This window comes from Opitutia bacterium ISCC 52 (assembly GCA_014529675.2).
Classification (GTDB): Bacteria; Verrucomicrobiota; Verrucomicrobiia; order Opitutales; family UBA2995; genus UBA2995.
On sequence record CP076040.1, the window covers coordinates 2662009 to 2686602 of the forward strand.

Here is a 24594-nt window from a genome sequence, read left to right on the forward strand (position 1 = left end):
TTGCTCGGTACTGTTCAAAACTCCCTCTGCTCTTCCTCTACTCCCCAAACAAATCGATTGTCATTTGGTGGCCACCCTTGTAACGGATCGGCATGCTGAAGAAGAAAGAAGACCCGGCACCGGGCATGGAACGCACCCAGATATCGCCACCGTGCTGGGCGACGATTTTTTTGCAGATTGCCAAGCCCACACCCGTACCTGAGTTTTCACTACGTCGATCAATTCGGTGAAATATTTGAAACACAGCTTCAAAGTCTCTAGCCTCGATCCCAATACCATTGTCCTTCACCTCAAATACCCATTGATCATTTCGTTGTTCGACTGAGATGTGAATGGTCGGCTCGGCATGGTCGTTATACAAGATCCCGTTGGATATCAAATTCTGTAGTAGCTGACGCAAACGATCGTCATTACCCCAAACAATTGGCAATCTATCTACCGTAATGGACGCACCCGTTTTCTGCAGACTCAATTTAAGGTCCTTCTGAACGAGCTCAACCAGTTCATCCATTTTCAACTTACGGATAGGTTCGGAGCGAACCCCTACTCGCGAATATTCCAATAAATCACTAATCAGCACTTTCATCCGACCAGCACCTTCCATGGCACCCGCCAGATGATTTTTCGAATCCCCCTGGAGTTCGGCTCCAAGTGTATCCTCCAAGGCGCTCAAGTGTCGCTGCACTTTACGGAGAGGATCGTTTAAGTCCTGCGAGGCAATACGTGCAAACTCCTCCAATTCCTGATTCGAACGCTCCAGCTCACGCGATTGTTCTTTCAGGATCCGGTCTTTTTCACGATCCATGGTAACATCGTTTACATAAGCGATCACGTTTACCACACGTCCCCTGACATCCATGATAGGAATCAAGGTGTAAGCATACTCTTGATTTCCATCCGGTGTGGGAAAGCTCATCGATCCTCGATTCGTCTTCCCCGTTTTAAAGACCCTGGACGTATCAGCCATGAAAGGACCAAACACCTCTTCTGAGAGTTTTAAATTTTTCCAGGTTTTGCCTATAATATCAACAGGTCGCACACCAAAGTTGGTTGCCCCAGCCTGATTCGCATAAAGAAAGCGACCTTGGCTATCAAACATATACACAATGTTCGGAGATGCCGACAGCACCGTCTCCAGTGTTCTGCCTTGTTGCTGAATTTGACTACTGAGCTGTCGCAGCTTCTTCTCGTAGGTTTTACGAGAAGTGATGTCCGTGGAAATCCCGCAAACGGCATTCACCACACCCTGCTCGTCGCGAACAGGAAATTTCTCGGAAAGCAAGGTATGCGGACCATCGGACATGGTCACAATCTCTTCGAACTGCTTGGCTGCTCCTTCTTTGACAACCACTTCATCATTGGCTGACTTTTGTTCGGCCTCCTCTTGATTGAAGCAGTGGTGAGCCGTCTTGCCTATCACCTGGGTGGGATCCATACCGACCCGTTTTCCAAAGTTTCGATTTACCAGCAGGTATTTTCCTTCGAGATCTTTCAGATAAATATCCGCAGGTGAATGATCGATGATCGATTGGAGCATTGCCCGATGGGTATCCAAATCGCAAAACAGCGGAGAATCCACCGAAATGTATTCTGTTGAGTCGGAATTGTCAGAACTGGTCGCCATGCAAGAAATGTAGGATTTGTCTAAAGTGAAATCATTGCAATCATCAGGCAAAGACAAAATGGATGTCGGCTGCATTTAATTGGATTACCAATTGTAGAACAGCACAACGCTACCGATGCCCCATGGTTATCGCTGCGACTCAACGATCTAAGAATCCTGAGATGCTTCCTCGTATCCACCCTTCGGCGCATCCATGTCCTCAAGAAATCGCTTGGCTAACAAGTGCCCCCGATTAGCCGTTTTCATCATCCACGTCAGGTATAAGTCCTCATGATCAGCCTGACTCAATTGCCAGGGAATCTCACTCCCCTCCAATCGATTGCGAATAGAGCTCAAGGTTAAAGCTACGCTCACCGAGACATTGAAGCTTTGCGTAAATCCATAGGAAGGAATTTGCACAAACACATCGGCAAGATCGTGCGCTTCCTCACTCAACCCCTGCTCCTCAGTTCCAAAACAAATGGCTACTGGTTGTGAGAGATCCAATTCTTCAAGCGGGATACAACCCGGTCGCAGGGAAGTTGCTGCCACCTTGTAGCCCTGCTCCTTCATGGAAGTCAGCAGACGGGTTGTCTCACCGGCCTTTTTATTATGATGATGCAGACTCACCCACTTGCAGCCACCGACAGTCACGTCCGGATTAATATGGTAGTCGTTGTGCAACTCGATCACATGCAGGTCCTGAAAGCCAAAGCACTCAAAGGAACGAACAGCCGCTGCGGCATTGTGTGGTTGAAATACATTTTCCAGAACGAGCGCCACATGCCGAGTTCTATGGCTCAACACCTCTTCCATCTGCTTTCGTTTCTCTGCCGTAACATAGGATTCCAAAAACTCTTTGAGAGCTTCCTTCTGCTCAGCTGTGAGCCCATCTACAAAGGATTGGAATTTCGGATCGTCTCTAGCACCCATTTCACCATTCAGGTAAAAATATTCTAGCAGGTCAAAGGCTTCTACTTCGCAAATCCAGGCATTGACGCTTGGCTTCAGGCTCCCTTAAATCCCGAATAATTTTCCCAACATGAGTTCAAATTCATTCGGCAAACTGTTTACAATATCCACCTGGGGCGAGAGCCACGGTGGCGGCATCGGCGTGGTTTTGGACGGCTGCCCGCCCAATCTACCCATCACAGAGGAAGAGATACAATTCGAGTTGGATAGACGGCGTCCTGGACAAAGTGACATCACTACCCCGCGCAAAGAAACCGATGCGGTGTCTATCGTATCTGGCACCTACGAAGGCAAAACGCTGGGCACCCCCATCGCCATGTACGTGCCCAATGGCGACCACCGCCCCGAAGCCTATGCGGAAATGAAGGAGAAATTTCGCCCTTCACACGCCGATTACACCTACCAAACCAAGTATGGTATTCGTAACCATGAAGGTGGAGGCCGAAGCTCGGCACGCGAAACCATCGGTCGTGTAGCCGCCGGAGCCATAGCCAAAAAGATTCTTTCCCTGACCGGCAATATTGAGCTGCGATCCTATGTTCAGACCGTACAGGATATCTCAATGTCGGACAACGATAGCTTCCCTAGCCTTGAGGACGTCGAAGCCAATGCGGTCCGTTGTCCTCAAGGGAACACGGCTGAAAAAATGATCGCATTGATCAAAGCCGTTCGAAGCGAAGGCGATTCGATTGGAGGCATCATCGAAACTCGAGTGCGCAACCTTCCTGTCGGACTCGGCGAGCCCGTATTTGATCGCCTGGAAGCAGACCTTGCCAAGGCCATGCTTTCCCTTCCGGCAACCAAAGGATTTGAAGTAGGTAGTGGATTTTCAGGTACGCTACTCAAGGGAAGTGAACACAACGACCCATTTGAAAACCGGGATGGCCAAGTCCGTACCCAGACAAATCACTCCGGTGGAGTCCAAGGAGGCATTAGCAACGGCGAAGAATTAATTTTCCGGGTAGCATTCAAACCAACAGCGACCATTCTCCAGCAACAGACAACGGTCGACCAAGAAGGTCAGGACACCGAGCTCATTGGTCGTGGCCGCCATGACCCCTGCGTACTGCCACGTGCAGTTCCTATCGTCGAAGCCATGACTGCCTTAGTCTTGGTGGATCATTGGATGCGCGACTCTGCCCAGAATAAAACCTTTAATTTCGACGAATAGTGGCGGAATACGTCTATTTAATCCTGGGGTGCCAATCCTCAGGTCGACGCTATAATGTTTATGATCTGATCAAAGATCTGGCTACCGAATCGGATCCGTTCACGCTGCACATCGAAGAGCAGGAAAAGCCCAACGAGTGGGATGACAAACTTTCAGCCCTCAATCACGTAACAATTGAACCTTACAAAAGTGGAGTCAGTCAGATTACTACCGATCAAATAAATCCTCAGCACACCAACCTCATTATTGCTCCCGGACTAGCAAACCCCGTCGATCAGTTTGAAGCCCTTAAAACGCTAGTAGAACAAAGTAGCTGCGAGCTCGGGCGGGTAATCTCGGTTGTTCAATGCGATCAGCTGGAAGCTCACAAAAAATTGCAGTCCTGGTATGACGCCTGCATCCATTTCTCAGACGTCTGCCTGATCAATCGAGGCGCCGATACGACCAACCAATTCGTGCAGGACGTGATCGACCGGTACAAAGAGCAGCAATTCCCCTGCCTCTTCGAACAAGTTTTCAAAAAAGGCATTAAGAATCCCGGACTCATTCTAGAACCCCAAGCACGCCGCATCTCTCTCTACTTCGAACCAGAGGAAGATGCCTGGCTTGACGATGAAGACGACGAAGATTGGGAAGGCCCTACAGAAGATCCTTACATGGTACGCATTGCCAGTGGAAGTCGCGAAAAGTGGGTACCAGATGTGGCGGCTATTTTGGAGAACGAATAGAGCCTATAGTTAGGACCGTAAGGTGGCTTCTCAGGGTCGAAGGGATTAATATTTTCACCCTCGTCCCCTGTCCCACGCCCCTCGTCCCGTTAAGCTCATTTTGGACTTGGCAAAGCTAAGCAAGCTACCTTCAATTCTCGGTTCTTTAATCCTCATTCGAGGTACGATATGCCCAGGTGGTGAAATTGGTAGACACGCATGATTCAGGTTCATGTGCCGCGAGGTGTGGGGGTTCGAATCCCCCCTTGGGCACCATTTAAATCTATAATCGACTCATTTAAAATTACTTACATAAATGAGTTTTTCTTTAATACAAATCCCCTAAAAAAGGTTCGGGTTTACTGAATTACTCCGAATCAGGTTTTGATAATGGTTGAATGCTTTGACCAATCGATCAGCTGCCTCAACTGAGTTGCATCTAAAACGAAGTGTTGAAATGTAAAATGGAGGACCATTAAAAGAAAAAATTATCCGAATAGCAGATTTAAGTACTGAGTAATCTCCAAAAGAGAAGCGCGAAGCAGGAAGACCTGATGTCATTTCCTCCCCCGTACAATACTTAAATACTAGTGCGTCCCTCCTCATGCCCTTCATAGCCTGCTCTTTGTAGGCGACGTCGGGAGCTCTTGGAGCAACGTGGGAGGACCGTCCCCTTTCGGTTCGTCTGACGTCTTCTCATTTGGCGCTACTTTTAGCCGTTTTGAGGCATTTAGAATTTGAACTCAGGGATCGGGGTTAAATACTGTTTTTTATGAACAGACGGAGCTTCCTTGAGCTCGCGCTGCTGCTTTAATAGAGCCAGCTCTTTGTCATTGGCAGATTTGAGCGCTGAGGATTTCTCGGAAAGTGAGTCGGTCAACTCCTTGATTTGAATCTGGAAAGATTCACGAGCCTGCTCCTTCAAAGTTGCTGAAGGAGGCGACAGAACTTCCTGGGCAACCGCCTACCGTTTCCTTCAAGACGGGTTGGATATCCGTACGTCATGCAACGGATACATACTTTTTGCATGGCCAGGACTTAGGACGTACGTTGAACTAGTCCTCATCTCAATTACCAACTGTATTAACCGCGCCTTCTTACTCCATGTCCTCTGACAATGAATCTGTAGCCAACTCAAATTCAGAAAAAGTCTCCGTTGAGCAAAAGCTATCCTTTGGTTTAGGAGCCTTACCTCATGAGTTCGTAGTCACGGGCATCAAACACCTGGGAAATCCGATCTTTAACATCACGTTTTTGCTCCATACCAATTTCCTCGGGGCAGTCTTCATCATCATTCGGATTTTCGACGCTTTTACGGATCCTTTTATAGGAAATCTCAGTGACAATTGGCGTTCGAAATGGGGTCGCCGGAAGCCCTTCATTCTATTTGGTGCGGCAGGGTCCGCCTTGACCTTCACATTTATCTGGTGGGTTCCCAAGAGCCTCTATGGCACCGCCTGGCCGCTGTTCTGGTATTTCCTGATCATGGCAGTCATTCACTACGCATTCGTGACCTGTTTTCAGGTTCCTTACAATGCCTTGGGCTATGAGATGACCACCGGTTACCATGAGCGTACTCGCGTCTTCGCTTACCGGGCATTTTTTGCAGCCATCGCGAAGTTGATCCTCCCATGGCTATTCTGGCTCAGCCTGCATCCCATTTTTGGCGGAGATGCCGCAGTAGGCGTGAAATGGGTTGGAGCCGCTTCAGGAATCTTAATACTGATTACCATTCTACCAGCCCTTACAAAGGTCAAAGAAGGGAGTATCGAAAAAGCCAAAAACCAGGCCCGTATCAATCTGCTTAAAGCAATTGGTATGACGTTTAAAAACAAGCCTTTCAAGATCTTGGTGTTTCTAACATTCGTAACTATCTTTGGAAACAACTTCGGTATGGCCCTCGGCTTCTATGTAAACATCTACTATGTCTTTGATGGGGTGAAAGAAGATGGCGCATATCTGGTAGGCCTTGGAACTACGGTCGGAACCATAGTCTCCTTCATCTCCATCCCACTACTTACTATTTTATCTACCCGAATTGGGAAAATAAAAATGCTGGGCTTCTGCATCGCAATGCAGGGAATTGGCTCCTTGCTCGCATGGTGGTGCTTCACTCCGAATCACCCGTATCTACAATTGGTAACCTACCCATTTTTGGTGATGGGCGACATGGGCTTCTGGTTGTTCGTCACGTCCATGAAAGCCGATATCTGCGATTGGGACGAATGGAAAACCGGGCTTCGACGAGAGGGCATGTACGGTGCATCCACCGGTTGGTTCCAGAAGATGAGTCAGGCCGTTACATTCGGTGGGGCCAGTTTTATTCTGTCGCTCATAGCGTTCGACGCGGCCCTGGGTGGCAACCAAACAGAATCGACGATTTTTTGGATGCGTTTCGTCTATGCATTCCTTCCAACTTTATTGGCCGTGCTGGGCATAATAGCCTTATTTTACTATCCAATGAATGAAAAGAAAGCTACCGAAATCCAGGCTGAGCTAAGGGAGCGCCGTGAAAAGACTGAAAGTATTCCTGAGGCGTAGTTAATAAAAAGACTCGAAGTTGGCACTTTTTCGGTCAATGAATGTTCTAATAGAACACACTAAACCCGTTTACCAACCATCATGCATAGACGTACTTTTCTCAAATCTACCTTGGCAGCCTCACTTGCCTCATCCGCTACGATGAAAGCTTTCGCACTGGCTGAGAATAATCCATACCGCCAACAAATAGGGATCCAACTTTATACGCTGCGCAATCAGATTGCTGAAGATACAGCTGGAACCATCAAAGCAGTTGCCGAAGCCGGTTATAAACAAGTTGAGCCTTATGGCTTTCCCAATGCCGACGACATGATCAATGCCTCCAAGGATAATGGCATGAAGGTCAATTCTTCACACTTTGCCTGGGATTCGGTTACTGATCCCAATAAGGATGGCGTTATTCCTTTCGACGATATTTTAGAAAAAGCAAAAAACCACGGTTTATCCCACCTGGTAATCCCTTACCTGCACAATCACGAACGGGAAGATTTGGATGACTATAAGCGGATGGCCAATCTGATGAATACAGCCGCTGCTAAATCTAAATCAGCAGGTATTCAGCTTTCCTACCACAACCACTCCTTCGAATATGCTCCTCAAAAAGGAGGTAAGTCAGGCTACGATATCCTTATCGAAGAATTTTCAGACGACATGCAATTCGAGCTCGATATCTTCTGGGTAAAGCTAGGGGGTATCGATCCGGTAAAGATGATGCAAAAGCTGGAAGGACGCATTTCTCAATTGCACCTGAAAGACTTAAAAGGAGGCTTAAAGATGCCTGAGTATGACAATGGCAAGATTCCCAAAGATGCATTCAAAGAGCTCGGCAATGGAATCATTGATATGGCTCCTGTCATTGAGGCTGCATGGGTGGCTGGTGTTGACCACTGCCATGTTGAACAAGATCAATCACCGGATCCACTCGCCAGTATTCAGACGAGCATGAAGTACTTGGCGAAACTGTAGGATTAGCCACGGTTAATAGACCGAGGAAATCTTAAAGCTACGTTCGACGCTGTATCCAGCGTCGCTACATTTTAGTTTGTAGCCACGTTCGAAAGAAGGTGGAATCAAAGTATGTCCACCGTTCATAAACGCTCTCTTCCTCGTGAAACGCAAAGAAGCCTATCGAGGATTTGCATCTATTTTCTGGACTCACTCGATTGAAGAACGGAAGACCGACTGGCTAACAGCAAACTTTCATTCCCAGTTTCGCGAATTGCTATGGCATCTCCTTTCTCGATACGACTGCATCTGTCCCATCTACCGTTTGATGCCGGATCATATTCACCTGCTGACTACAGGAGTCAGCGCAAGAACTGATCAGCTGAAGTTCACTAGGCAACTTCGGAAAGAAACCAATACTCTAATAAAACCGATCAAACTCCAACATCAAGCGCACGATCATCTATTAAGAAAAGAAGAGCTTGAACAATCTGCGTTCCAAGGAGTTGCATTTTAAATCCAGGAGAATCCTGTGCGTAAAGGGTTGTATAAGGAATGGAAGAACTACGAGTTCACTAGTTGTATGTTGCCGGGTTGCTTCAGATTAGACCCTCGAGACGAGAATTATTGGGCTGTGTTCTAGAAAATTCACAACACCCTAGTAACTCGGAACTCATAGTCGACGCTGTATCCAGCGTCGCTACTTCACTATTCTATTAGCCACAGCCGAAAGACTGTGGCGTTTTTCAGTCAGAGGCTCTCATGGAGATGAGATGTTGCGCTTGAGAATGGAGAGATGAAGGCGCGCACTTTTGGTGCGTAACTGAATCAAGAAATTCGAACACGCAGCATGTCGCTCCAAAGATGGGAGCAAACATTTAGCCAAGAAGGATTAAGAATCCACTCAGATTAAGCTTTCATCAGAAAAAATGAATTCCTTTGCTCCCATCTGGTGAGAGCCTCTGACTACCTTCTTCGGTTCTCCATGAACTCCAGATACCGGTTCAAGTGCTCTTGATCGAGTTCGTCGCTATCGCCGTAACTGGCCCTAACTTCTTCGAGCTTCTTATGTAGCGCTGCCTGCACGACAGCGTATCCAGGCTGATTATACACATTGTTCATCTCTGAAGGATCCTCTTCCATGTCGTAGAGTTCCCAGTAGTCTTTATCGTGGTAAAAATGAATGAGTTTGTATTTATCAGTCCGAACTCCGTAGTGGCGCATTACGCTGTGTTCCGCTGGATATTCGTAATAGGTATAATAAGCATGATCACGGAAGTTATCCGTCTCGCCACTCACCACACGACGAAATGATTGCCCTTGATTGTCCTCCGGAATGTCAATGCCGGCGTAATCCAAAAACGTAGCGGCAAAGTCCAAATTCTGAACCAAATGATCCAGCTTTTGGCCGGCCTTAATTTCTTTAGGGTATTTGATCAGCATCGGGGTTCGAAATGACTCATCATACATGAAGCGTTTATCAAACCATCCATGCTCACCCAGATAGAATCCTTGATCAGAAGTATAAACGACAATGGTGTTTTCAGATAAGCCATTTTCTTCTAGGTAATCTAATACTTCCCCGACTCCATCGTCGACTGACTGAATACTGCGCAGGTAGTCTTTGATGTAACGATTAAACTTCCATTTCGCTAATGCCTCCCCTTCGAGATTAGCTGCTTTAAATTCCTCAATCAACGGATCATAGTACGCATCCCAGGCGGCCTTCTGCTCTTCATCCATTCGATCGTAATTACGTTGAGCATATTCACGGTACTTGGTCTGAAGCTCCCCTTCATCGTCCAACATCTTCAGGTCGTAGACAACGTCCATGTGTTCGAAGATGCCCATCTCGTGATTTGCAGCAGCGGGGCGTCCTTCGTAATCATCGAAGAAATTATCCGGCAACTCGAATTCACGATCATCAAATAAAGTGAAGTATTTTTCCTCGGGCATCCAGGTACGGTGCGGAGCCTTCTGATGGTAGAGCATGAGGAAGGGTTTTTCCTTATCCCGTTTATTCTCCAACCAATCGAGCGCGATGTCGGTGGTGACCTGAGTCACATAGCCATGAATCTGAATCTTTTCACCATTCTCGATGAAGTCAGGATTGTAATAACTCCCCTGCCCCGGAAGAACGTTCGAGTAGTCAAATCCTTGAGGAAGCCCATTCAAATGGATTTTCCCAACCATCGCTGTGGTGTAACCTGCCGCCTGCAAGCTCTTGGCAAAGTTGTCCTGGTCCCAGTTAAACGGCTGAATGTTATCTACCTTCCCGTTCATGATGCTGTGCTTGCCGGTGAGCATCACCGCACGACTGGGAGCGCAAATTGAATTGGTTATGGAACTCCGGGTAAACAAGACACCCTCGTTAGCGATACGATCAATGTTGGGCGTCTCATTCAGTCCAAAACCATAGGCACTCACCGCCTGATAGGCATGGTCATCACTCATGATGAAAACGATATTGGGCCGAGTATCCTTGGAGGCAGTTTCTTCTTTGGGCTGACAGCCAGATAAAAGGGCCCATACTGGCAAGCAGAAGGCAACGATGCGGATCAGGTGGTTTTTCATGGTTCTTAGGATAAAATTATCGCCCTCGTCTTCGAACCTGAGCTTTGGCAGGAGGTTCTTTCTCGAGAAGAGCTTTCATGTAGTTCAATGCCTTAAGATCAGAAGCAGCAATATTCACTGTTTCAAGATAGTCTTTTTCGTAATCGTAGAGTTCATACAGGATGTTCCCGTTTTCATGGTTTGTCCATTCAACGATCCGGTAACGCTCATCACGCAATGCACGTCCCAGGTGAGTTCGTTTATTGTAGGCATGGTAGGCATACTCACGGATACGCTTACCACCGTCTTTCAACACGGGCGTCATATCCAACCCGTCAATGGGTTGTGATGTTCTCGGGGCAGGTAACCCAGCGAGCGAAGCAAGCGTAGGATAAATATCCACTGTCTCCGCCAATTGCTGAGTCATACTGCCAGCTTTCGTTACCCCTGGAGCCTTTACGATAATCGGAATCCGATTCGACTGCTCATAGTTACTGTGCTTTGTCCAGGATCCATGATCCCCCAAGTGCCAACCATGGTCGCCCCAAAGCACCACAATCGTATCATCAGAGAAACCATGCGCTTCCAAGCCATCTAGCACCTTACCAACTTGAGCGTCCATGTAGCTCACACTGGCATAATAGCCATGAATCAGTTGACGGGTCATGTCTTCAGGGAAGGGCTCAACAATAGGAACAGGTTTAAACGCGTTTATCTCTCCGCCCCGTTTTACAGCAAATTTGGGTGCTCCAGCAGGCGCATCTTCAAACTCGGGCATGGGCAACTCGTAACGGTCATACAGATCCCAATATTTCTTCGGTGCCGAGAATGGTAAATGAGGCCTCACAAAACCCACCGCCATAAAGAAGGGCTTGTCCTCATTTTCCTTCAACCATCGCAGGCGATCTACGGCCGTCTCAGCCACACGAGCATCGGCATAGGCATAATCCAAAACATCAGGTGACTCCCAGGCAGCACCACGCGGACGTAACTTACCATTTTCGTCACGAGATCCCTGGTTCGTAAAGAGCCCTTCTTCGCGAGTCAGTTCACGATGATTGCTTTCAGGATCTACGTATTCGATCACTTTGTCCTTATAGTGAGGTACACTCCAGGAAGCATCGTCGTTGGTATTGCCATGCCCGATGTGAAATACCTTCCCCATGGAGTGAGCCACGTAGCCGTTATTCATGAAGTGCTGTGGCAACGTAATCGCATCCGGATACACTTCCCGAAACTGAGTGCCGAAGCTGTAAAAGCCAGTGGAGGAAGAACGACTCCCCAGCATCAGATTGTACCGGGAAGCCATACAGACGGATTGATTGCAATAAGCACTCTCAAAACGCATCCCCTCCGAGGCGAGTCGATCTATCTGTGGAGTAACCGCAACCGAATCACCATAGGCCCCGATCGTCGGCTTCAGATCATCGACCAAAATCAACAATACATTGGGCCGATCGGCACCGCGAAGCAGAGTGCCAATAAAACAGAGAAAAAGAAGAAACAGTGAATGGTTGTTCAAGCGCATAGAAGTACGGGAGTAAGCATAAAAAATCTACGACCCAAGCGTCACATTCAAACCTAATTATTCCAAAAGGTGGTTTGACCGTTAGGTTCAGACAAAATGCAAGATTGCCAACCGAGATTTTGCACACAGATTAAATGAAACCCTTGATCCAATACCCTAGCCCATTCATGCGAATTAGAAAACGCTATCTACCTTCTACAATTATAACCCTACTTCTTGGGAGTCTCCCCTCGATGGACGCAGCAGAGGACGAACTACCTGACCACCTGGTAGAACTCGCCTGGGCTTACGCTATCACCATCACTCCTCCGCCTCCTCTTCCGGAAGACACGGTTAAACATAGTCTACCCGACACGCCTCTGACGTTTACGCGGGAAGAAATTACCGGCAAAGAGAATGGCGTTCAGTTTCAAAACGCTCCTGCCGATTGGTATCCGCAAGATCATCCAAAGATGCCGGACATTTATGCCAAAGGAGATCCTTCAAGAAACATCATTGCTTGCGCACTCTGCCACTATCCGAATGGAAAAGGAAAAGCCGAGAACGCACCCCCTGCCGGACAGGATGAGCTATATCTCTTCCAACAATTGATGGATTTCAAAAATGATGTGCGTCAGGGAGCGGACCCACGAAAATCAAACTACCAGCTCATGATCGATACCGCCAAAGGTATGACTGAGGAGGAAATGATGGACGTATCCGAATACATGGCCTCCATGCCATGGACAAAATGGATTGAAGTGATCGAAACTGACACCGTGCCTAAAACCTATCTTCGAGGCGGTCTTCACATTCCTATCGAAGGTGACCAAGCCGGAACCGAACCCATTGGTAAACGAATCATCGAATCCCCTGTCGATTCCTACGGCACAGAATTTTTAAGAAATCCAAGGTCAGGTTTTGTCGCTTACGTACCACCTGGTTCTATACAAAAGGGCGCCGAGCTCGTTCTGGCAGGTGGAAGGGGTAAAACCATTCAATGCACCCTCTGCCATGGCCCTGACCTCAACGGCATCGGGAACATCCCCGGAATTGCTGCCCGTTCACCCAGCTACATGGCTCGTCAGCTCAACGATATGAAACAAGGCACCCGAAAAGGCGAAATGGCCGCACTCATGAAGCCGGTGCTACAAAATATCTCATCGGAAGACATCCTGAATATGGTGGCCTACCTGGCGTCACTCCCTGCTCCACCACCCTCATGGGAACAGAACTAGAAAAGGAAATTTCTCCATTTAGGCAGTCAAAAAAGAGTTTATTAGAAACAACACGATCTTTCTGAATGTTGCCCTGAGCCATTTCACTCCAAGGCTCATAAGAAATTACCAACCTCTCTCTAAGACCAAATACTGCAGCTAAGTTTACAGTGGCCTAATTTCCTTCATGCAGCTCAAAACCAAAATCAAGCTCTTCGGCTTAGTTGTGGCCCTTGGCATACTGGGCATGAGCTTCGCATATGTATTTAAGGGGGAAATCATTCATACGCTGAAGCTTGGAGTTCGTATCAGCAGTTTCAATATCCCAGGAGGAGTTGTTCTGTTTGATAAAAGTAAGGTCGGTGAACCATTTGAAATCACCGGTGTAGTTGGGAGACGAGCAGATTTGATAAAAGGATCAATGGTTCCAAGAAACTCTAATTACGCTCCAATTGAATGGGAAGAGTTCGAACTTATTGAAGGATACCCAACGCGTTTTCGATGGGAAATAACGGTTCCCGATGAGCAAGAATTGTTTTTCGCCCAATCCATCAATTGGCATTCCTCCCGCATGGTAGACCCCATTCTAATGCGCCCTGCCCTAATATTCATCGTAACTGGTCAATCCAACGCATCGGGTGCTTCCGAGCACGTATCTGTATCACCTACCGATAATGTGTATTATGGCGCATTGGGAGATAAGGGAATAAATTGGAGACCTGCACACGATCCAGGAATCCTTCACGGAAAAGGTTCCGTCTGGCCGCTAGTGGGAAACACACTTCAAGATAAACACGGAATCGCAATTGGGTTTATCAATCTTGCTGCGGGTGGAACTCAATTGGCCCATTGGATGCCGGGAGAACCGTTCTATGAGCGCCTCATTTCCGCTCTCAATCAAACACAAGCCTCCGGTCTAACCGCTGTCCTTTTGCATCAAGGCGAAAGCGATCATACTATTTCTACAGAGGACTACAAATCGGGACTTCGAAGTATCATTGATCAATCAAGATCTGAGACTGGTTGGAATGAAATTCCGTGGTTAGTTTCGACTGCGACTCTGAATGATCACAAACTCAATGAATCAGTGAGACAGGCATAAGCTGAGATCATAGATCCTTCAGCCAAAATTTTTCCCGGCCCTAATACCGACGTGATTGGAATGGAATTCCGAGAGACCGTCTACAACGTTCACTTCAGCCGTGAAGGTAATCTGCTCGCGGCAGATCTATGGATCGAATCGTTAGAGGGTTTTTTGAATAAAAGTCCTCTTCAGCCATAAGCCGAATTCTCAAGCTAACTCCACACGAAGGAAGAAGCGTATAGCTTAGCTTGAAAATCCTTGAAAATAAATCCTCCAAGGTACCTTTCCACTAGTCTTCAAGACAGCTAATTAGATGTAATACCGATTCGGAAAAACAGTCTGTTTTCCATCCATAACAATTATTTTTTAGCACTTCTGACACATGAACATTCGAGAGAAACTGTCCACCCTTCACCGCAACTTGTTATCTCCTACGACGAAGGTGAAAAACTAGGCAACATCACCAACATCTTTTTCGATAGATCCACCTGCAGGATACAAGGAGTATCGGTTGCCCCGCGATTCAGTATGAGCGAGGAAGAATCGTTCGTTTCTCTCGATTCTATTCAAAGACTGGGAAAGCATGTCGTGATTGTTTCCGGCAAGGAAAGCCTCGAAGAACTCGCCCAGAAAACAGGAGGCAACAGCTTGAGGAACCTGAAAGGCATCAAGATCGTAACTGAGGATGGTAAACACCTGGGAGAACTCCTGGACGTCAATGTATTTTCAAAGAGCGGTGTGATCTCCGAGATTTTACTCTATGGACCCAAGAAACTAAAAATAGACGTCAAGAGAGACGGACTTAGCATAGGGCCCGATGCGATTATTGTTCCGGCTGAATACCAAAAACGCATCATAAATATCGATACAACGGCCGAGACCGGATTTGTAATTCATAGAGGTAAGGCTTCCTTAACTGTAACAGAATCCATTAAGAACCTATGGGGTATGGCTGCAAAAATTCAAATACCAGAAGACTTGGAGACGAGTGATCAACCTACCTCTACCGAAGCTAAGGAAGAAACAAGTAATCAAGAAGCCAACGGCAGAAAGCTGGTTTCCAGCAAATAAACCGATTTATCAATTTCTGGGCGTATTGTAACCTCGATCCTGCCAGTGACCTTTCGGAGCTGCTTTGACACGCAGTGCCCAATTGCGCCAGGCACGATCGAGCCGATCGACAATTTCCGGGTGCTCACCCGAAACATCCTTCAACTCGTTGCGATCGTTCCGGATGTTGTAAAGCTCCCACTTCCACTCTCCAAATTGTGAAATCGCCTTCCAGTCACCTGAGCGAACCACGCAATTCATTTGATGCTCAAAAAACAGATACTCGGGTTCTTCCCGGCCGTTTCCTTCCAAGATAGATAATAGACTCTGCCCTTCCGGTTCAGGAATAAGTTCCTGATCGATCACCGCCGGATACTTAGCTCCGGAGAGATCAATAAAGGTGGGCATGACATCGAGAATATGCGCGAGGTCGGGCAGTATTTTGCCTTCCATTTTTCCTGGAATACCCCCTGGCCAATGAGCGATGAACGGCGTCGCCATACCTCCTTCATAGGGCTTGTTCTTGTACTGGCGAAACGGTGTATTCTGCATATTGGCCCAGCCGCTCCCGACTGAAACCATGCCGCCAGTAGTGGGATCATTGATCCGATCGAAATCACCGCCACCAAACTCGTTGTAAGGCTCCGCACAGGCTCCATTATCTGCCAGGAAGAAGATCAGGGTGTTATCAAGCTTATCTTCGCTTTCCAATGCCTGGATCAACTTGCCCATGTTTTCATCAATGGAGTAAACCTGCGCTGCATAAACGGCCATTCGGTAGTCGGAGCGTTGCTTCTGATCTTCCGGAACTTCGGACCAAGGTCGTACCGTAGGGTCACGAGGTGAAACACCCAGTGACTCATCAAACAAGCCCATCTCGACCTGCCTCTCAAAACGCTCCTTTCGAATGGCGTCCCACCCCTTCATGTATTTGCCAACAAACTGCTGGATGTCCTCCTGTTTTGCATGGAGTGGCCAATGCGGCGCGTTATGCGACAAGTAAAGAAAGAAAGGTTTATCATCCTGCTGACCTTCAATCCAATCGATCGCTTTATCCGTAAACGCATCGGTTGTGTAATAGTTATCCGGATCCGGAGGAGGAAGTGGCGTGTTACCCTCCATCAGGTGCCTGTCACCGTGTGGCATAAAATAACTGAAGGCTCCACTTAAGCTGCCATAAAACTTGTCCCAGCCTCGTTGCAGTGGACGGTCATCCATCTCATCGCCCAGGTGCCATTTGCCAGTCATCCAAGTATCGTACCCAGCCGAGCCTAACACGTCAGCAAGCGTTACACAGCTCCGATTCAACTGCCCTTTGTAACCATCGACGCCGTAATCGAAATTGAACCGTCCTTCCGACATCATATGCCCGATCCCTGTTTGATGCTGATAAAGGCCAGTCAAAAGAGATGCACGGGTAGGACAACAGCGAGCGGCATTATAAAACTGAGAGAAGCGTACCCCGTCCGCGGCCAATCGATCGATATTGGGTGTAGGAATTTCGCCTCCATAACAGCCGATGTCCGAGTAGCCCATGTCATCGACCATGACCAAAACAATGTTAGGACGATCATCGGCAACGGCCGAGACCGAAAACCATAGGGAGCAAAGCAGGAAAAATCGCTTGATGTCATTCATTGAAAATAATCTCACAATCTAATAGATGTGTTTACCATTCTTCGCAGCGGCATGAGCTTCCCTGGTATCGACAGGTAATCCAGGATCATTCTGGTCATGCAACCAGCGGTCCAGCTCTCGACTAAGCTCGTTTTTAACTACTGCATACCGAGGGTCCCCCGCCACATTCACGAGCTCATAGGAATCGTCTGAAGTTCTATATAGCTCCTCCGCCGGCCGTTTCATGTAACGTTTTACCAACCAGGCCGCATCTTCCGTCTGCCCGCTTTCAAATACCCAGGTGCTCCAGTAAGGATTATTCAATGCACCATCTCCTCTCATTCCCATCAGGTGCTTTTCGATGTAGATTTCGTCCGGGAGCAAGTTTCGGAGATAGCGAAACTCACCATTGGTTACCGTACGAATGGGATAAGCAGGCCCTTCAGGAATATTATTGTGCACCCCATAAGCATATTCCCGGTGAGACTTTTTAGAATCCAACAATGAAGCCACAAAACTGTCCCCATCAAACGGATACCTATTAGGATCTCCGCCAGCGAGCTCGACCAAGGTGGGAGCCACATCCGCATATTGCACCATCGCATCGGTCCTCTCTCCGGCTTTTATTTTCCCCGGCCAACGAGCTATCAATGCCGTGTGTAAACCGGTATCCCAATTGGTCCATTTGCAGCCGGGAAACTGTGCACCTTGCTCTGAGGTAAAAAAGACCAACGTGTCGTCTTCATTTCCAGTTTCCTTTAGGACATCCAGAATCTCTCCTACCTGAGCATCCATGTAAGTGATTTCCGCCAGGTATCGTGCAAACGCATCGCGCGTCACCTCGGTATCTACCAAATTCGGAGGTAGTTTTATTTTATCATCCGGATACTGAGTCCGATCCCCCATCACCCAAGGCACATGCGGTTCCACCAACGCCACAACCAGGCAAAAGGGTTCTTCCTCATTCCGAGTTATGAAGTTGCGCATGGAGTTCACTTCGTGAGCCAATGTCGGGTCACGCACACAACTGGGATCGAATCCTTCTACCTTCTCAAATGGAAACGCTTTCTTTGGCGTCACATGTACCTTCCCGGAAAGTCCTACTCGATACCCAAGATCTCCCAAATAATGTGGCAAGCTCTTCGTGTCAGGACGACTACCCGAATGATTCCAAGCGGCCCCATTGCGCATGGGGTGCTGCCCCGAGTACAACTCTGAGCGGCATGGTTGGCACATAGCCTCGCTCAAGTATGCGTGATTGAAGGTCAAGCCCTCACCAGCTAATCGATCGATATTGGGCGTCTTGGCATTTTGCCCACCATAGAGCGGCAGGTCATTGTAAGTGCAATCATCGCCGATGATGATAAGCACATTGGGCCTGTCAGCAGCGGAAAGAGAAAGCAGGAGACCTAAGAAAAGAAAGAGAATTGATTTTTTCATAGCTTGTTTTGAAACCACAAGAAGCACAAAAAACACATAAGCTTAACAGCTGGGTAAGGAACAAGGATTTTGCGTATTATGTGCCTTTTGTGGTTACCTAATGTTAAATATTAAAAACTGGTTCCAATCAAAGGGGCAGCAAAACCTCCATCGGTTTTCCATGCATCTGCAAGGTATCGCCACTCTGGCGAATCCAACTATCCGTGATGGCGCGAAGCTTTCTCAGTGTCTGCACATAGTTCGGGTCTCCTGCCAGGTTTCGTTGTTCGTCAGGGTCTGCTTGCAGGTCGTAAAGCTCCTCCGCTGGACGCTGATGATAGCCTTTAACCTTACGTGCGATGGCCGGATCATCCTTCGCTTTCTCAACCCAGGAAACCCATAGATTGTGACTTTGCGCTGTGGGATTGTGATCGGTTTGGTTCGTAAAATTCAGCTCCGGAAACACATTGCGAATATAGCGAAACCGCTCACTCACAACCGATCTCAAAGGATACGTGTGATGAGCCGCTGAAGAATTGGTGCTGAAAACGTAATCTCGGTGCTTATCCTTCTCCCCCTTGAGCAAGGGAAGAAATGACATACCATCAATCTCGTCGCTTCCGAGGCCAGATGGTGGCGCTTCAGCTCCGGCGATTTCGATGAGCGTCGGCAAAATATCAACAAAGGACAACAGGGATGAATATCGCTTTTGAGGCTCAACGACTCCGGGCCAACACACAAGCATAGGGGCCTTTACACTGGTTTCGTAATTATTCCACTTCCCGTAGGGCAATTGGGCTCCGTGATCGCTCGTAAAGAAAATGAGGGTCTCAGGCCCGAGATGCTCTTCCACCGCATCAAGCGTTGCTGCTACCTGCTTATCCATCCGCTCAACATCGGTATAGTAACGGGCAAACTCCAAGCGCGTATCGGGTGTATCGATTAACTGTGGCGGCAACGTCAGCGAATCTGTTTCATAATGTGAATAATACTCATCCGGCCATGGAACGTGTGGATCCTTAATCCCTACCATCAAAAGCAGCGGTTTACCACTATTCCGCTGTCCCAAATAATCGGATACAATTCCGATTTTCTCCAATGAAATATCCCTGTCATCAAAATCAAAACCGACTCGTTTGTCATTCCCGTGAGAGATTTTGCCGATACTGACGACTTCATAGCCCAACTCCTTCATATAGTGCGGCAACTGTTTCACGTCATCGCGGACATAAGTGTGATTCGGCTCGGCACCGTTACGGAATGGCATCAGCCCTGACAACATAGCACCACGCGAGGGCGCACAACTGGGAGATGCAACATACATGCGCTCGAGAACCGCACTGCGCTCAGCTAACCTGGCCAATGCGGGCGTCCGCACTTCAGTATTCCCCATAAAGCTGGTATCATTCGGACCCAGGTCATCAGCAATAATGAAAACGATGTCAGGCTTACCGTCCCCTTCTTCAGGCAGGTGACTGTTTGCATCTGCTATCCAACAGACCGAGAGGAAACTCAGAACCAACAAAGCTCCATTCATATTAAGGGTACTAAACGTTTTCAAGAGGCGTAGGAATCGGACAGAGGTCATGCAACTAAAAGGCTTCAAAATGATGCGTTCCCCAAGAGTGAATTGCCCCCTCTCGCTTAAAGAAACTGGATCCTTCATCAATGCCATCGTCGCCTTGCGACCGCATCCAGTCATTCAACACTCCACTTAGATGGGATCTTACGCCTGCGTACTGTTTATCCTTGGCCAAATTATGTTGCTCGAAGGGATCAGACTCCAAGTCGTACAGATGTTCCTCGGCGGGCAAATAGTAGCGGCGTATAATTTCCTGAGCTCCCGCGTGACCGGCCTCAGCAATTGCCAACCATTCCGGATGAAATGGCGCGAAGCTTCGGTTATTATTCAGGTCCTGGTGTGTAGTAAACATGTACTCGTCATCCAAATACCGAATATACTTCCATCGACCGTCGCTCACTGAGCGACTGGGCGAGTAGTTCTGTTTTCCGTCTCCAACATGGGATGCAAAAATGAACTTCCGGTGATAATCTTTGTTACCCAACAAAACAGGCAAGAAGGATCCCCCATCGATTCCTTTGCGGTTAGTTCCACCTCCAAGATCAACCAACGTTGGCAATAGGTCTACCCAGGAGACCATCGCATCTGTTCTCTGTCCCGCCGCGATCTTTCCAGGCCAAGCAAAAATAAACGGTGAACGAATCCCCGCTTCGAACAAAGTCCATTTCCCAAATGGCACCGCCGCTCCATGGTCCGCGGTGTAAACAAACAGAACGTTTTCACCAAGAATCTCCAGAGCCATCGATCGAAACTCACCGACCAATTGGTCAACGTGGTCGACTTCGTTGTAATAAGAAACAAGTTCGTTCCTAAAGATCTTACCATCTATAAAATAAGGCACGTCGAAATTCTTCTCATTAGGGTCGTAGAGATCGCGCGTGCTCGTCCATGGTTTGTGAGGGTCATTGATTCCTAAGAACAAACACAACGACTCGGACTGGCTTTTCTCTTTCATGTAATCACGAACTGCCTCCAAATGCTTTCCATCATAAAGCTCACCATTGGCGAGGTTGCGGAATTCCGGATCAGCAAGGAACTTGGTATCGAAGTAATCAAAATCTGCCAGTTCCGCTCCTTTCCGTCCGTGCGCCACTTTCCCAAAAGCAGCCACATGATAACCCGCAGCCTGAAGATCTTTCGTCATATATTGCGTCCCGGAACTGGGGTAAGTATGATTGCGCATCGCTCCATTGCGGGCCGACATCAGCCCCGTCAGCAGTGCTGCTCTACTAGGAGCACAAGATGGGGAGGCTACGTAAGCACGGTCAAATACCATGCCTTCATCCGCCAAGCGTTGCAGGTTGGGCGTATCAACGAACGAGCTGCCGTAGGGAGTTGAGTCATGAGCACTATGGTCATCCGCAATGACTACGATAATATGATCAGGCCTCTCTGCGAAAACCCAAGTTAGCGAGAGAGTAAAAAAACAAACTAGATTGAAAAAGATCCTCATAAAATAAGCAGGAAGGATTAAAATTGCTGAGCTTCATCCGGCCCTGGATGAGCATAATCAGAATCTTTTGCACGAATGTAAACCTCGCCGTTTTCTAGCATTCGCACATCCAGGGGCACAATAGTGACTCCTTGTTCGTTGATGGTCTGTGCATTTTCACTCAAGTCGCGATCACCAATGCCGTCCTTCGAAACCGGTGGCACGTTGGCATTGAAGAATGCGGTGCACCACCAATTCCCTTCCCGGTCTTGAAAAGGAGTGCCATGCCCCAGAAAACGACCGGCAAATTTTCTGGGTCCATAGGGACCGGTAATTTGTTCAGCCTCGCTGTAATAAAGATTGTAAGACCCTTTGCGACCTTGATCCGTCGACCACGCCGTACCTAGATGAACGTATTTCCCACCCACTTTCATCATCGTGGCACCTTCATGACCAATTCGACGAATCGGCTCTCCATCGGGGCCAGGGCGCGTACCGGCAGGATCAATACGAACACCTTCAGCCGTATAGTCAGAAAGGTCGCCATTCAACGGGGCCACATAGGTGTTCTGCCAAAGCATATAGACGATACCATCGTCATCCTGATAAAGTGACGGGTCATGGCGCTCCCCCATTCGTCCTTCCATAGGATGGGTCCAGGGCCCTTTGAGTTCAGCACCTTCAGACAACACCAGACTCGAATGCCTTCGTGGGCAATGAACCAACGCCCAGCGATCCCCCATCCAGTGAACTTCTGGAGCCCAGATGTAAGGGCGGGCAACCTTTCCTCCTGACTGCGCAAGCCAGGTGTCATCAATCGTAAATATAACGCCCAAGTTTTCCCACTCGATAAGATCCTTACTCCGCCAGGCCCGCACTTGATTTCCAACAATACTCTCATCACCCAAGCCTACATTATAAGGATTCACCGCCTCACGAGGATCACCCTCACGTGGCTGCGTCCCGGTGAGGTAATAATAATCATCAGGCCCTAATACGATGTAAGGATCACGAATCCAACCGTCCTTGATATAGAGAGCTTTATCATGTGATTCCAACCCAGCCAAAATCGTTTCCCTGTCCATGACAGGACCTGGTTTGCGGTCCGTTGGAACTTCCACGAAGGCCGAATTCGGAAACTGATCCGCATTGTCTTCATTTACGGCAGAACGAACTTCTCCTTTTCCACAAGCTCCCACTAGCAATGCTAGATAGGTCGAACAGATAATCTGAAAAACTACGGCTAATTTCTTCATCTTTTTCTTAGGTAGATTTTGTTATTGGACTTGAGAGCCCTCTCAGTCAATCAGACCAGCGTCTCTATGTATCTCAGCGAGTTGCTCAGGCGTCATTTTCATGACTTTTCGGTCGTAAGTGATCAGTCCATTTAGCTCGCCCTCTACATCGGTGGTCTGGGTGTAAACGCCAGCGGTGATGCCCTTCTTTTTAAATTCGCCGAGAAAGTTTGCGGTGCGCTCGTAGCGTTCCATCCATTCTTCGATGGACTGTGGCAATCCACCGTAACCCCAATTATTAAATGAGGTATCCCACAGGTGTCCTTCAACCGGCCAACCATGGCCGCCGAATTCACCGATGACTTTGATAAAGTCATCGTAAACGGGAGACTCCAAAGGAAAGGTCGGATCCGGATAGTCGTGCTCATCGGCGATGTCCGTCACCGGAAAAAAGTTTCCTCCACTGGCGATGTTAAGATGGCGACTTGAATCATAAGCTTTAGTCCACTCCCCTACCTCCGTGCTGCGGTGTTGCCCCCATCGTTCATTAAAGGTGGTCCACACCACGATGGATGGATGGCTATAAAGTAAATCGATCATAGACTTAAGCTCAGCCATGTATTGTTCGTGCGCCCAATCTGGCCAGTCGGCCTCGAGCGCATCGTCTTTCGACGACCACCAACGCTCGTTCCTGGGCTCGTAGTCGTCCGCGTCACCCCGTAGCTTTTTCCACTTGGGCCATTCATTCGGTCCTGCCCCACCGGAGGTCTGGTCCTGCCAAACGAGCATGCCAATTTTGTCGGCATGATAGTAATAGCGACGCGGTTCAGCCTTCTTGTGTTTGCGGATCATGTTGAAGCCAGCGGCCTTCAAATACTCCATCTCCCAAACGATGGCTTCGTCAGCCGGAGGGTTAAGAAAACTGCCTGGCCACCAACCTTGGTCAAGCGGTCCCCAATGAAAGATCTTTTTCCCGTTCAGGGTAAACTGCCAGTTGCCATTGGCATCGACAGCTTTGCCGACGGAGCGCAATCCTGTGTAAGACGTAACGGTGTCGAGCAGGTTGCCATCTTTATCGAACAGCTCGAATTCCAAGTCATAGAGGTTCGGCGAATCCGGTGACCAGAGCTTCGCATTAGGAATACTCAACGAAACAGTGTTTTGAAATCCATCCTGTTTCTTTACGACTTTGCCATCGTCTGAAACCGTCACCTTTAGCTGCACATCCTGATCAGCTCCATCCAAGTGAGCCTTAGCTTTCAATTGCCCATGCATGTCGGCCAGCACTTCCAGGCGATCGATATAAGTATTTGCAACTTCTTCGAGCCAGACCGTGGCCCAGATGCCGGAAGAAGGCGTATACCATATCCCGCTATTGTTGCGCTTCTGTTTACCACGCAGTTGGTAAAGGTCCGGATCGTCCGTGCCGTCGACGACTCGAAGCTCAATAGAGTTCTTTCCTCTCTTGGCTGCATCGGTGATATCAAAACCAAATGGCAAGTTCCCTCCAATGTGATCACCAACCATCTCGCCATTGACCCACACCATACATTTGTAATCGACCCCTTCAAAGTTAAGCAACAATCTGTCTTTTGGAGCTGCCTTCAGATTGAACTCATGATGGTACCAAATGACTTCGCTGGGCTCCAAGCGTCGGCCCACACCTGAAAGCGGGGTTTCCAAAGCGAACGGCACTAAAATCTCACTTTCCCACTCAGAAGGTCGAGCCGCGGTATTCTTAGTCACGGCAAACTTCCACAGCCCATTCAGATTCGTCCAATTCTCTCGAACCATCTGAGGTCTGGGGTAATCACGCCACGCATTATCTGGAGTAACTTTTTCACCCCAGGGTGTTAGCATCGTGTTTTCTGCTGGTTTCCAGTCGCTGGCAAAAGATGACAAAGAAGCACATGCCAGTATCAACAATAAGAATCGTAGTTTCATAGGTAAGATCAGTGA

General features: G+C 48.2%; 18 protein-coding genes and 1 tRNA gene. 9 read left to right on the top strand and 10 right to left on the bottom strand.

The genetic code is table 11. The features are described from left to right. Positions 1-37: 37 nt before the first annotated feature. Both GA003_11335 and GA003_11340 read right to left on the bottom strand, forming a co-directional pair. Complete coding sequence (locus GA003_11335; GenBank protein ID QXD26636.1) at positions 38-1624, bottom strand: PAS domain-containing protein; 1587 nt, start codon at positions 1622-1624, stop codon at positions 38-40. A gap of 147 nt (positions 1625-1771) precedes the next feature. After that, entirely contained in the window at positions 1772-2536 is a 765-nt protein-coding gene (locus GA003_11340; protein QXD26637.1) for an RNA methyltransferase, read from the bottom strand. Positions 2537-2645: 109 nt separating this feature from the next. Here GA003_11340 and aroC point away from each other — a divergent pair, with 109 nt between their 5' ends. The 6 genes from aroC to GA003_11370 all read left to right on the top strand — a co-directional run bounded on the left by aroC (position 2646) and on the right by GA003_11370 (position 8456). Next, positions 2646-3746 carry a chorismate synthase gene (gene aroC, locus GA003_11345; GenBank protein ID QXD26638.1) on the top strand — a complete coding sequence of 367 codons (1101 nt, stop codon included), beginning with the start codon at positions 2646-2648 and terminating at the stop codon, positions 3744-3746. Next, positions 3746-4474: a hypothetical protein gene (locus GA003_11350; GenBank protein QXD26639.1), complete on the top strand. Its 729-nt coding sequence runs from the start codon at positions 3746-3748 to the stop codon at positions 4472-4474. Before aroC ends, GA003_11350 begins: the two co-directional genes overlap by 1 nt. A 170-nt stretch (positions 4475-4644) precedes the next feature. Beyond that, positions 4645-4729, top strand: a tRNA-Leu gene (locus GA003_11355). A gap of 828 nt (positions 4730-5557) precedes the next feature. Beyond that, positions 5558-6994, top strand: a complete 1437-nt coding sequence (locus tag GA003_11360; protein ID QXD26640.1) for an MFS transporter — start codon at positions 5558-5560, stop codon at positions 6992-6994. Positions 6995-7075: 81 nt separating this feature from the next. Next, complete coding sequence (locus GA003_11365) at positions 7076-7960, top strand: sugar phosphate isomerase/epimerase (GenBank protein QXD26641.1); 885 nt, start codon at positions 7076-7078, stop codon at positions 7958-7960. Positions 7961-8102: 142 nt separating this feature from the next. Further along, positions 8103-8456, top strand: a complete 354-nt coding sequence (locus tag GA003_11370) for a transposase (GenBank protein ID QXD26642.1) — start codon at positions 8103-8105, stop codon at positions 8454-8456. Between the two features lie 449 nt (positions 8457-8905). Here GA003_11370 and GA003_11375 read toward each other — a convergent pair whose 3' ends face one another. Both GA003_11375 and GA003_11380 read right to left on the bottom strand, forming a co-directional pair. Further along, the gene (locus GA003_11375; GenBank protein ID QXD26643.1) at positions 8906-10513 is read right to left on the bottom strand and encodes a sulfatase; all 1608 of its coding nucleotides are present in this window, start codon (positions 10511-10513) and stop codon (positions 8906-8908) included. Between the two features lie 16 nt (positions 10514-10529). Then, complete coding sequence (locus tag GA003_11380) at positions 10530-12020, bottom strand: sulfatase (GenBank protein QXD26644.1); 1491 nt, start codon at positions 12018-12020, stop codon at positions 10530-10532. Between the two features lie 134 nt (positions 12021-12154). Between GA003_11380 and GA003_11385 the strand changes: the two genes are divergently transcribed. The 3 genes from GA003_11385 to GA003_11395 all read left to right on the top strand — a co-directional run bounded on the left by GA003_11385 (position 12155) and on the right by GA003_11395 (position 15371). Further along, positions 12155-13237, top strand: a complete 1083-nt coding sequence (locus GA003_11385; GenBank protein ID QXD26645.1) for a c-type cytochrome — start codon at positions 12155-12157, stop codon at positions 13235-13237. Positions 13238-13403: 166 nt separating this feature from the next. Beyond that, a complete protein-coding gene (locus GA003_11390; protein ID QXD26646.1) occupies positions 13404-14318 on the top strand; it encodes a sialate O-acetylesterase in 915 nt (304 codons plus the stop codon). A 510-nt stretch (positions 14319-14828) separates the two neighbouring features. Then, positions 14829-15371, top strand: a complete 543-nt coding sequence (locus tag GA003_11395; protein ID QXD26647.1) for a PRC-barrel domain-containing protein — start codon at positions 14829-14831, stop codon at positions 15369-15371. A 9-nt stretch (positions 15372-15380) separates the two neighbouring features. Here GA003_11395 and GA003_11400 read toward each other — a convergent pair whose 3' ends face one another. The 6 genes from GA003_11400 to GA003_11425 all read right to left on the bottom strand — a co-directional run bounded on the left by GA003_11400 (position 15381) and on the right by GA003_11425 (position 24579). Beyond that, entirely contained in the window at positions 15381-16988 is a 1608-nt protein-coding gene (locus tag GA003_11400; GenBank protein QXD30418.1) for an arylsulfatase, read from the bottom strand. Between the two features lie 18 nt (positions 16989-17006). After that, positions 17007-18407, bottom strand: coding sequence for a sulfatase (locus GA003_11405; protein ID QXD26648.1), 1401 nt, complete (start codon positions 18405-18407; stop codon positions 17007-17009). A gap of 127 nt (positions 18408-18534) precedes the next feature. Then, positions 18535-19974, bottom strand: a complete 1440-nt coding sequence (locus tag GA003_11410; GenBank protein QXD26649.1) for a sulfatase — start codon at positions 19972-19974, stop codon at positions 18535-18537. Between the two features lie 4 nt (positions 19975-19978). Then, complete coding sequence (locus GA003_11415; protein QXD26650.1) at positions 19979-21421, bottom strand: sulfatase; 1443 nt, start codon at positions 21419-21421, stop codon at positions 19979-19981. A gap of 17 nt (positions 21422-21438) precedes the next feature. Further along, positions 21439-22656, bottom strand: coding sequence for a family 43 glycosylhydrolase (locus tag GA003_11420; GenBank protein QXD26651.1), 1218 nt, complete (start codon positions 22654-22656; stop codon positions 21439-21441). A 42-nt stretch (positions 22657-22698) separates the two neighbouring features. Further along, the gene (locus GA003_11425) at positions 22699-24579 is read right to left on the bottom strand and encodes a glycoside hydrolase family 2 (protein ID QXD26652.1); all 1881 of its coding nucleotides are present in this window, start codon (positions 24577-24579) and stop codon (positions 22699-22701) included. Between the last annotated feature and the right edge of the window lie 15 nt (positions 24580-24594).

Bases quoted from the DNA above. Each gene is read 5' to 3' on its own strand.
- GA003_11405 (QXD26648.1), bottom strand. From the start codon at position 18,407: ATGAAAAAATCAATTCTCTTTCTTTTCTTAGGTCTCCTGCTTTCTCTT.
- GA003_11400 (QXD30418.1), bottom strand. From the start codon at position 16,988: ATGAATGACATCAAGCGATTTTTCCTGCTTTGCTCCCTATGGTTTTCG.
- GA003_11385 (QXD26645.1), top strand. From the start codon at position 12,155: ATGAAACCCTTGATCCAATACCCTAGCCCATTCATGCGAATTAGAAAA.
- GA003_11360 (QXD26640.1), top strand. From the start codon at position 5,558: ATGTCCTCTGACAATGAATCTGTAGCCAACTCAAATTCAGAAAAAGTC.
- GA003_11380 (QXD26644.1), bottom strand. From the start codon at position 12,020: ATGCGCTTGAACAACCATTCACTGTTTCTTCTTTTTCTCTGTTTTATT.
- GA003_11390 (QXD26646.1), top strand. From the start codon at position 13,404: ATGCAGCTCAAAACCAAAATCAAGCTCTTCGGCTTAGTTGTGGCCCTT.
- GA003_11365 (QXD26641.1), top strand. From the start codon at position 7,076: ATGCATAGACGTACTTTTCTCAAATCTACCTTGGCAGCCTCACTTGCC.
- GA003_11420 (QXD26651.1), bottom strand. From the start codon at position 22,656: ATGAAGAAATTAGCCGTAGTTTTTCAGATTATCTGTTCGACCTATCTA.
- GA003_11335 (QXD26636.1), bottom strand. From the start codon at position 1,624: ATGGCGACCAGTTCTGACAATTCCGACTCAACAGAATACATTTCGGTG.
- GA003_11395 (QXD26647.1), top strand. From the start codon at position 14,829: ATGAGCGAGGAAGAATCGTTCGTTTCTCTCGATTCTATTCAAAGACTG.
- aroC (QXD26638.1), top strand. From the start codon at position 2,646: ATGAGTTCAAATTCATTCGGCAAACTGTTTACAATATCCACCTGGGGC.
- GA003_11340 (QXD26637.1), bottom strand. From the start codon at position 2,536: ATGGGTGCTAGAGACGATCCGAAATTCCAATCCTTTGTAGATGGGCTC.
- GA003_11415 (QXD26650.1), bottom strand. From the start codon at position 21,421: ATGAGGATCTTTTTCAATCTAGTTTGTTTTTTTACTCTCTCGCTAACT.
- GA003_11425 (QXD26652.1), bottom strand. From the start codon at position 24,579: ATGAAACTACGATTCTTATTGTTGATACTGGCATGTGCTTCTTTGTCA.
- GA003_11375 (QXD26643.1), bottom strand. From the start codon at position 10,513: ATGAAAAACCACCTGATCCGCATCGTTGCCTTCTGCTTGCCAGTATGG.
- GA003_11410 (QXD26649.1), bottom strand. From the start codon at position 19,974: ATGACCTCTGTCCGATTCCTACGCCTCTTGAAAACGTTTAGTACCCTT.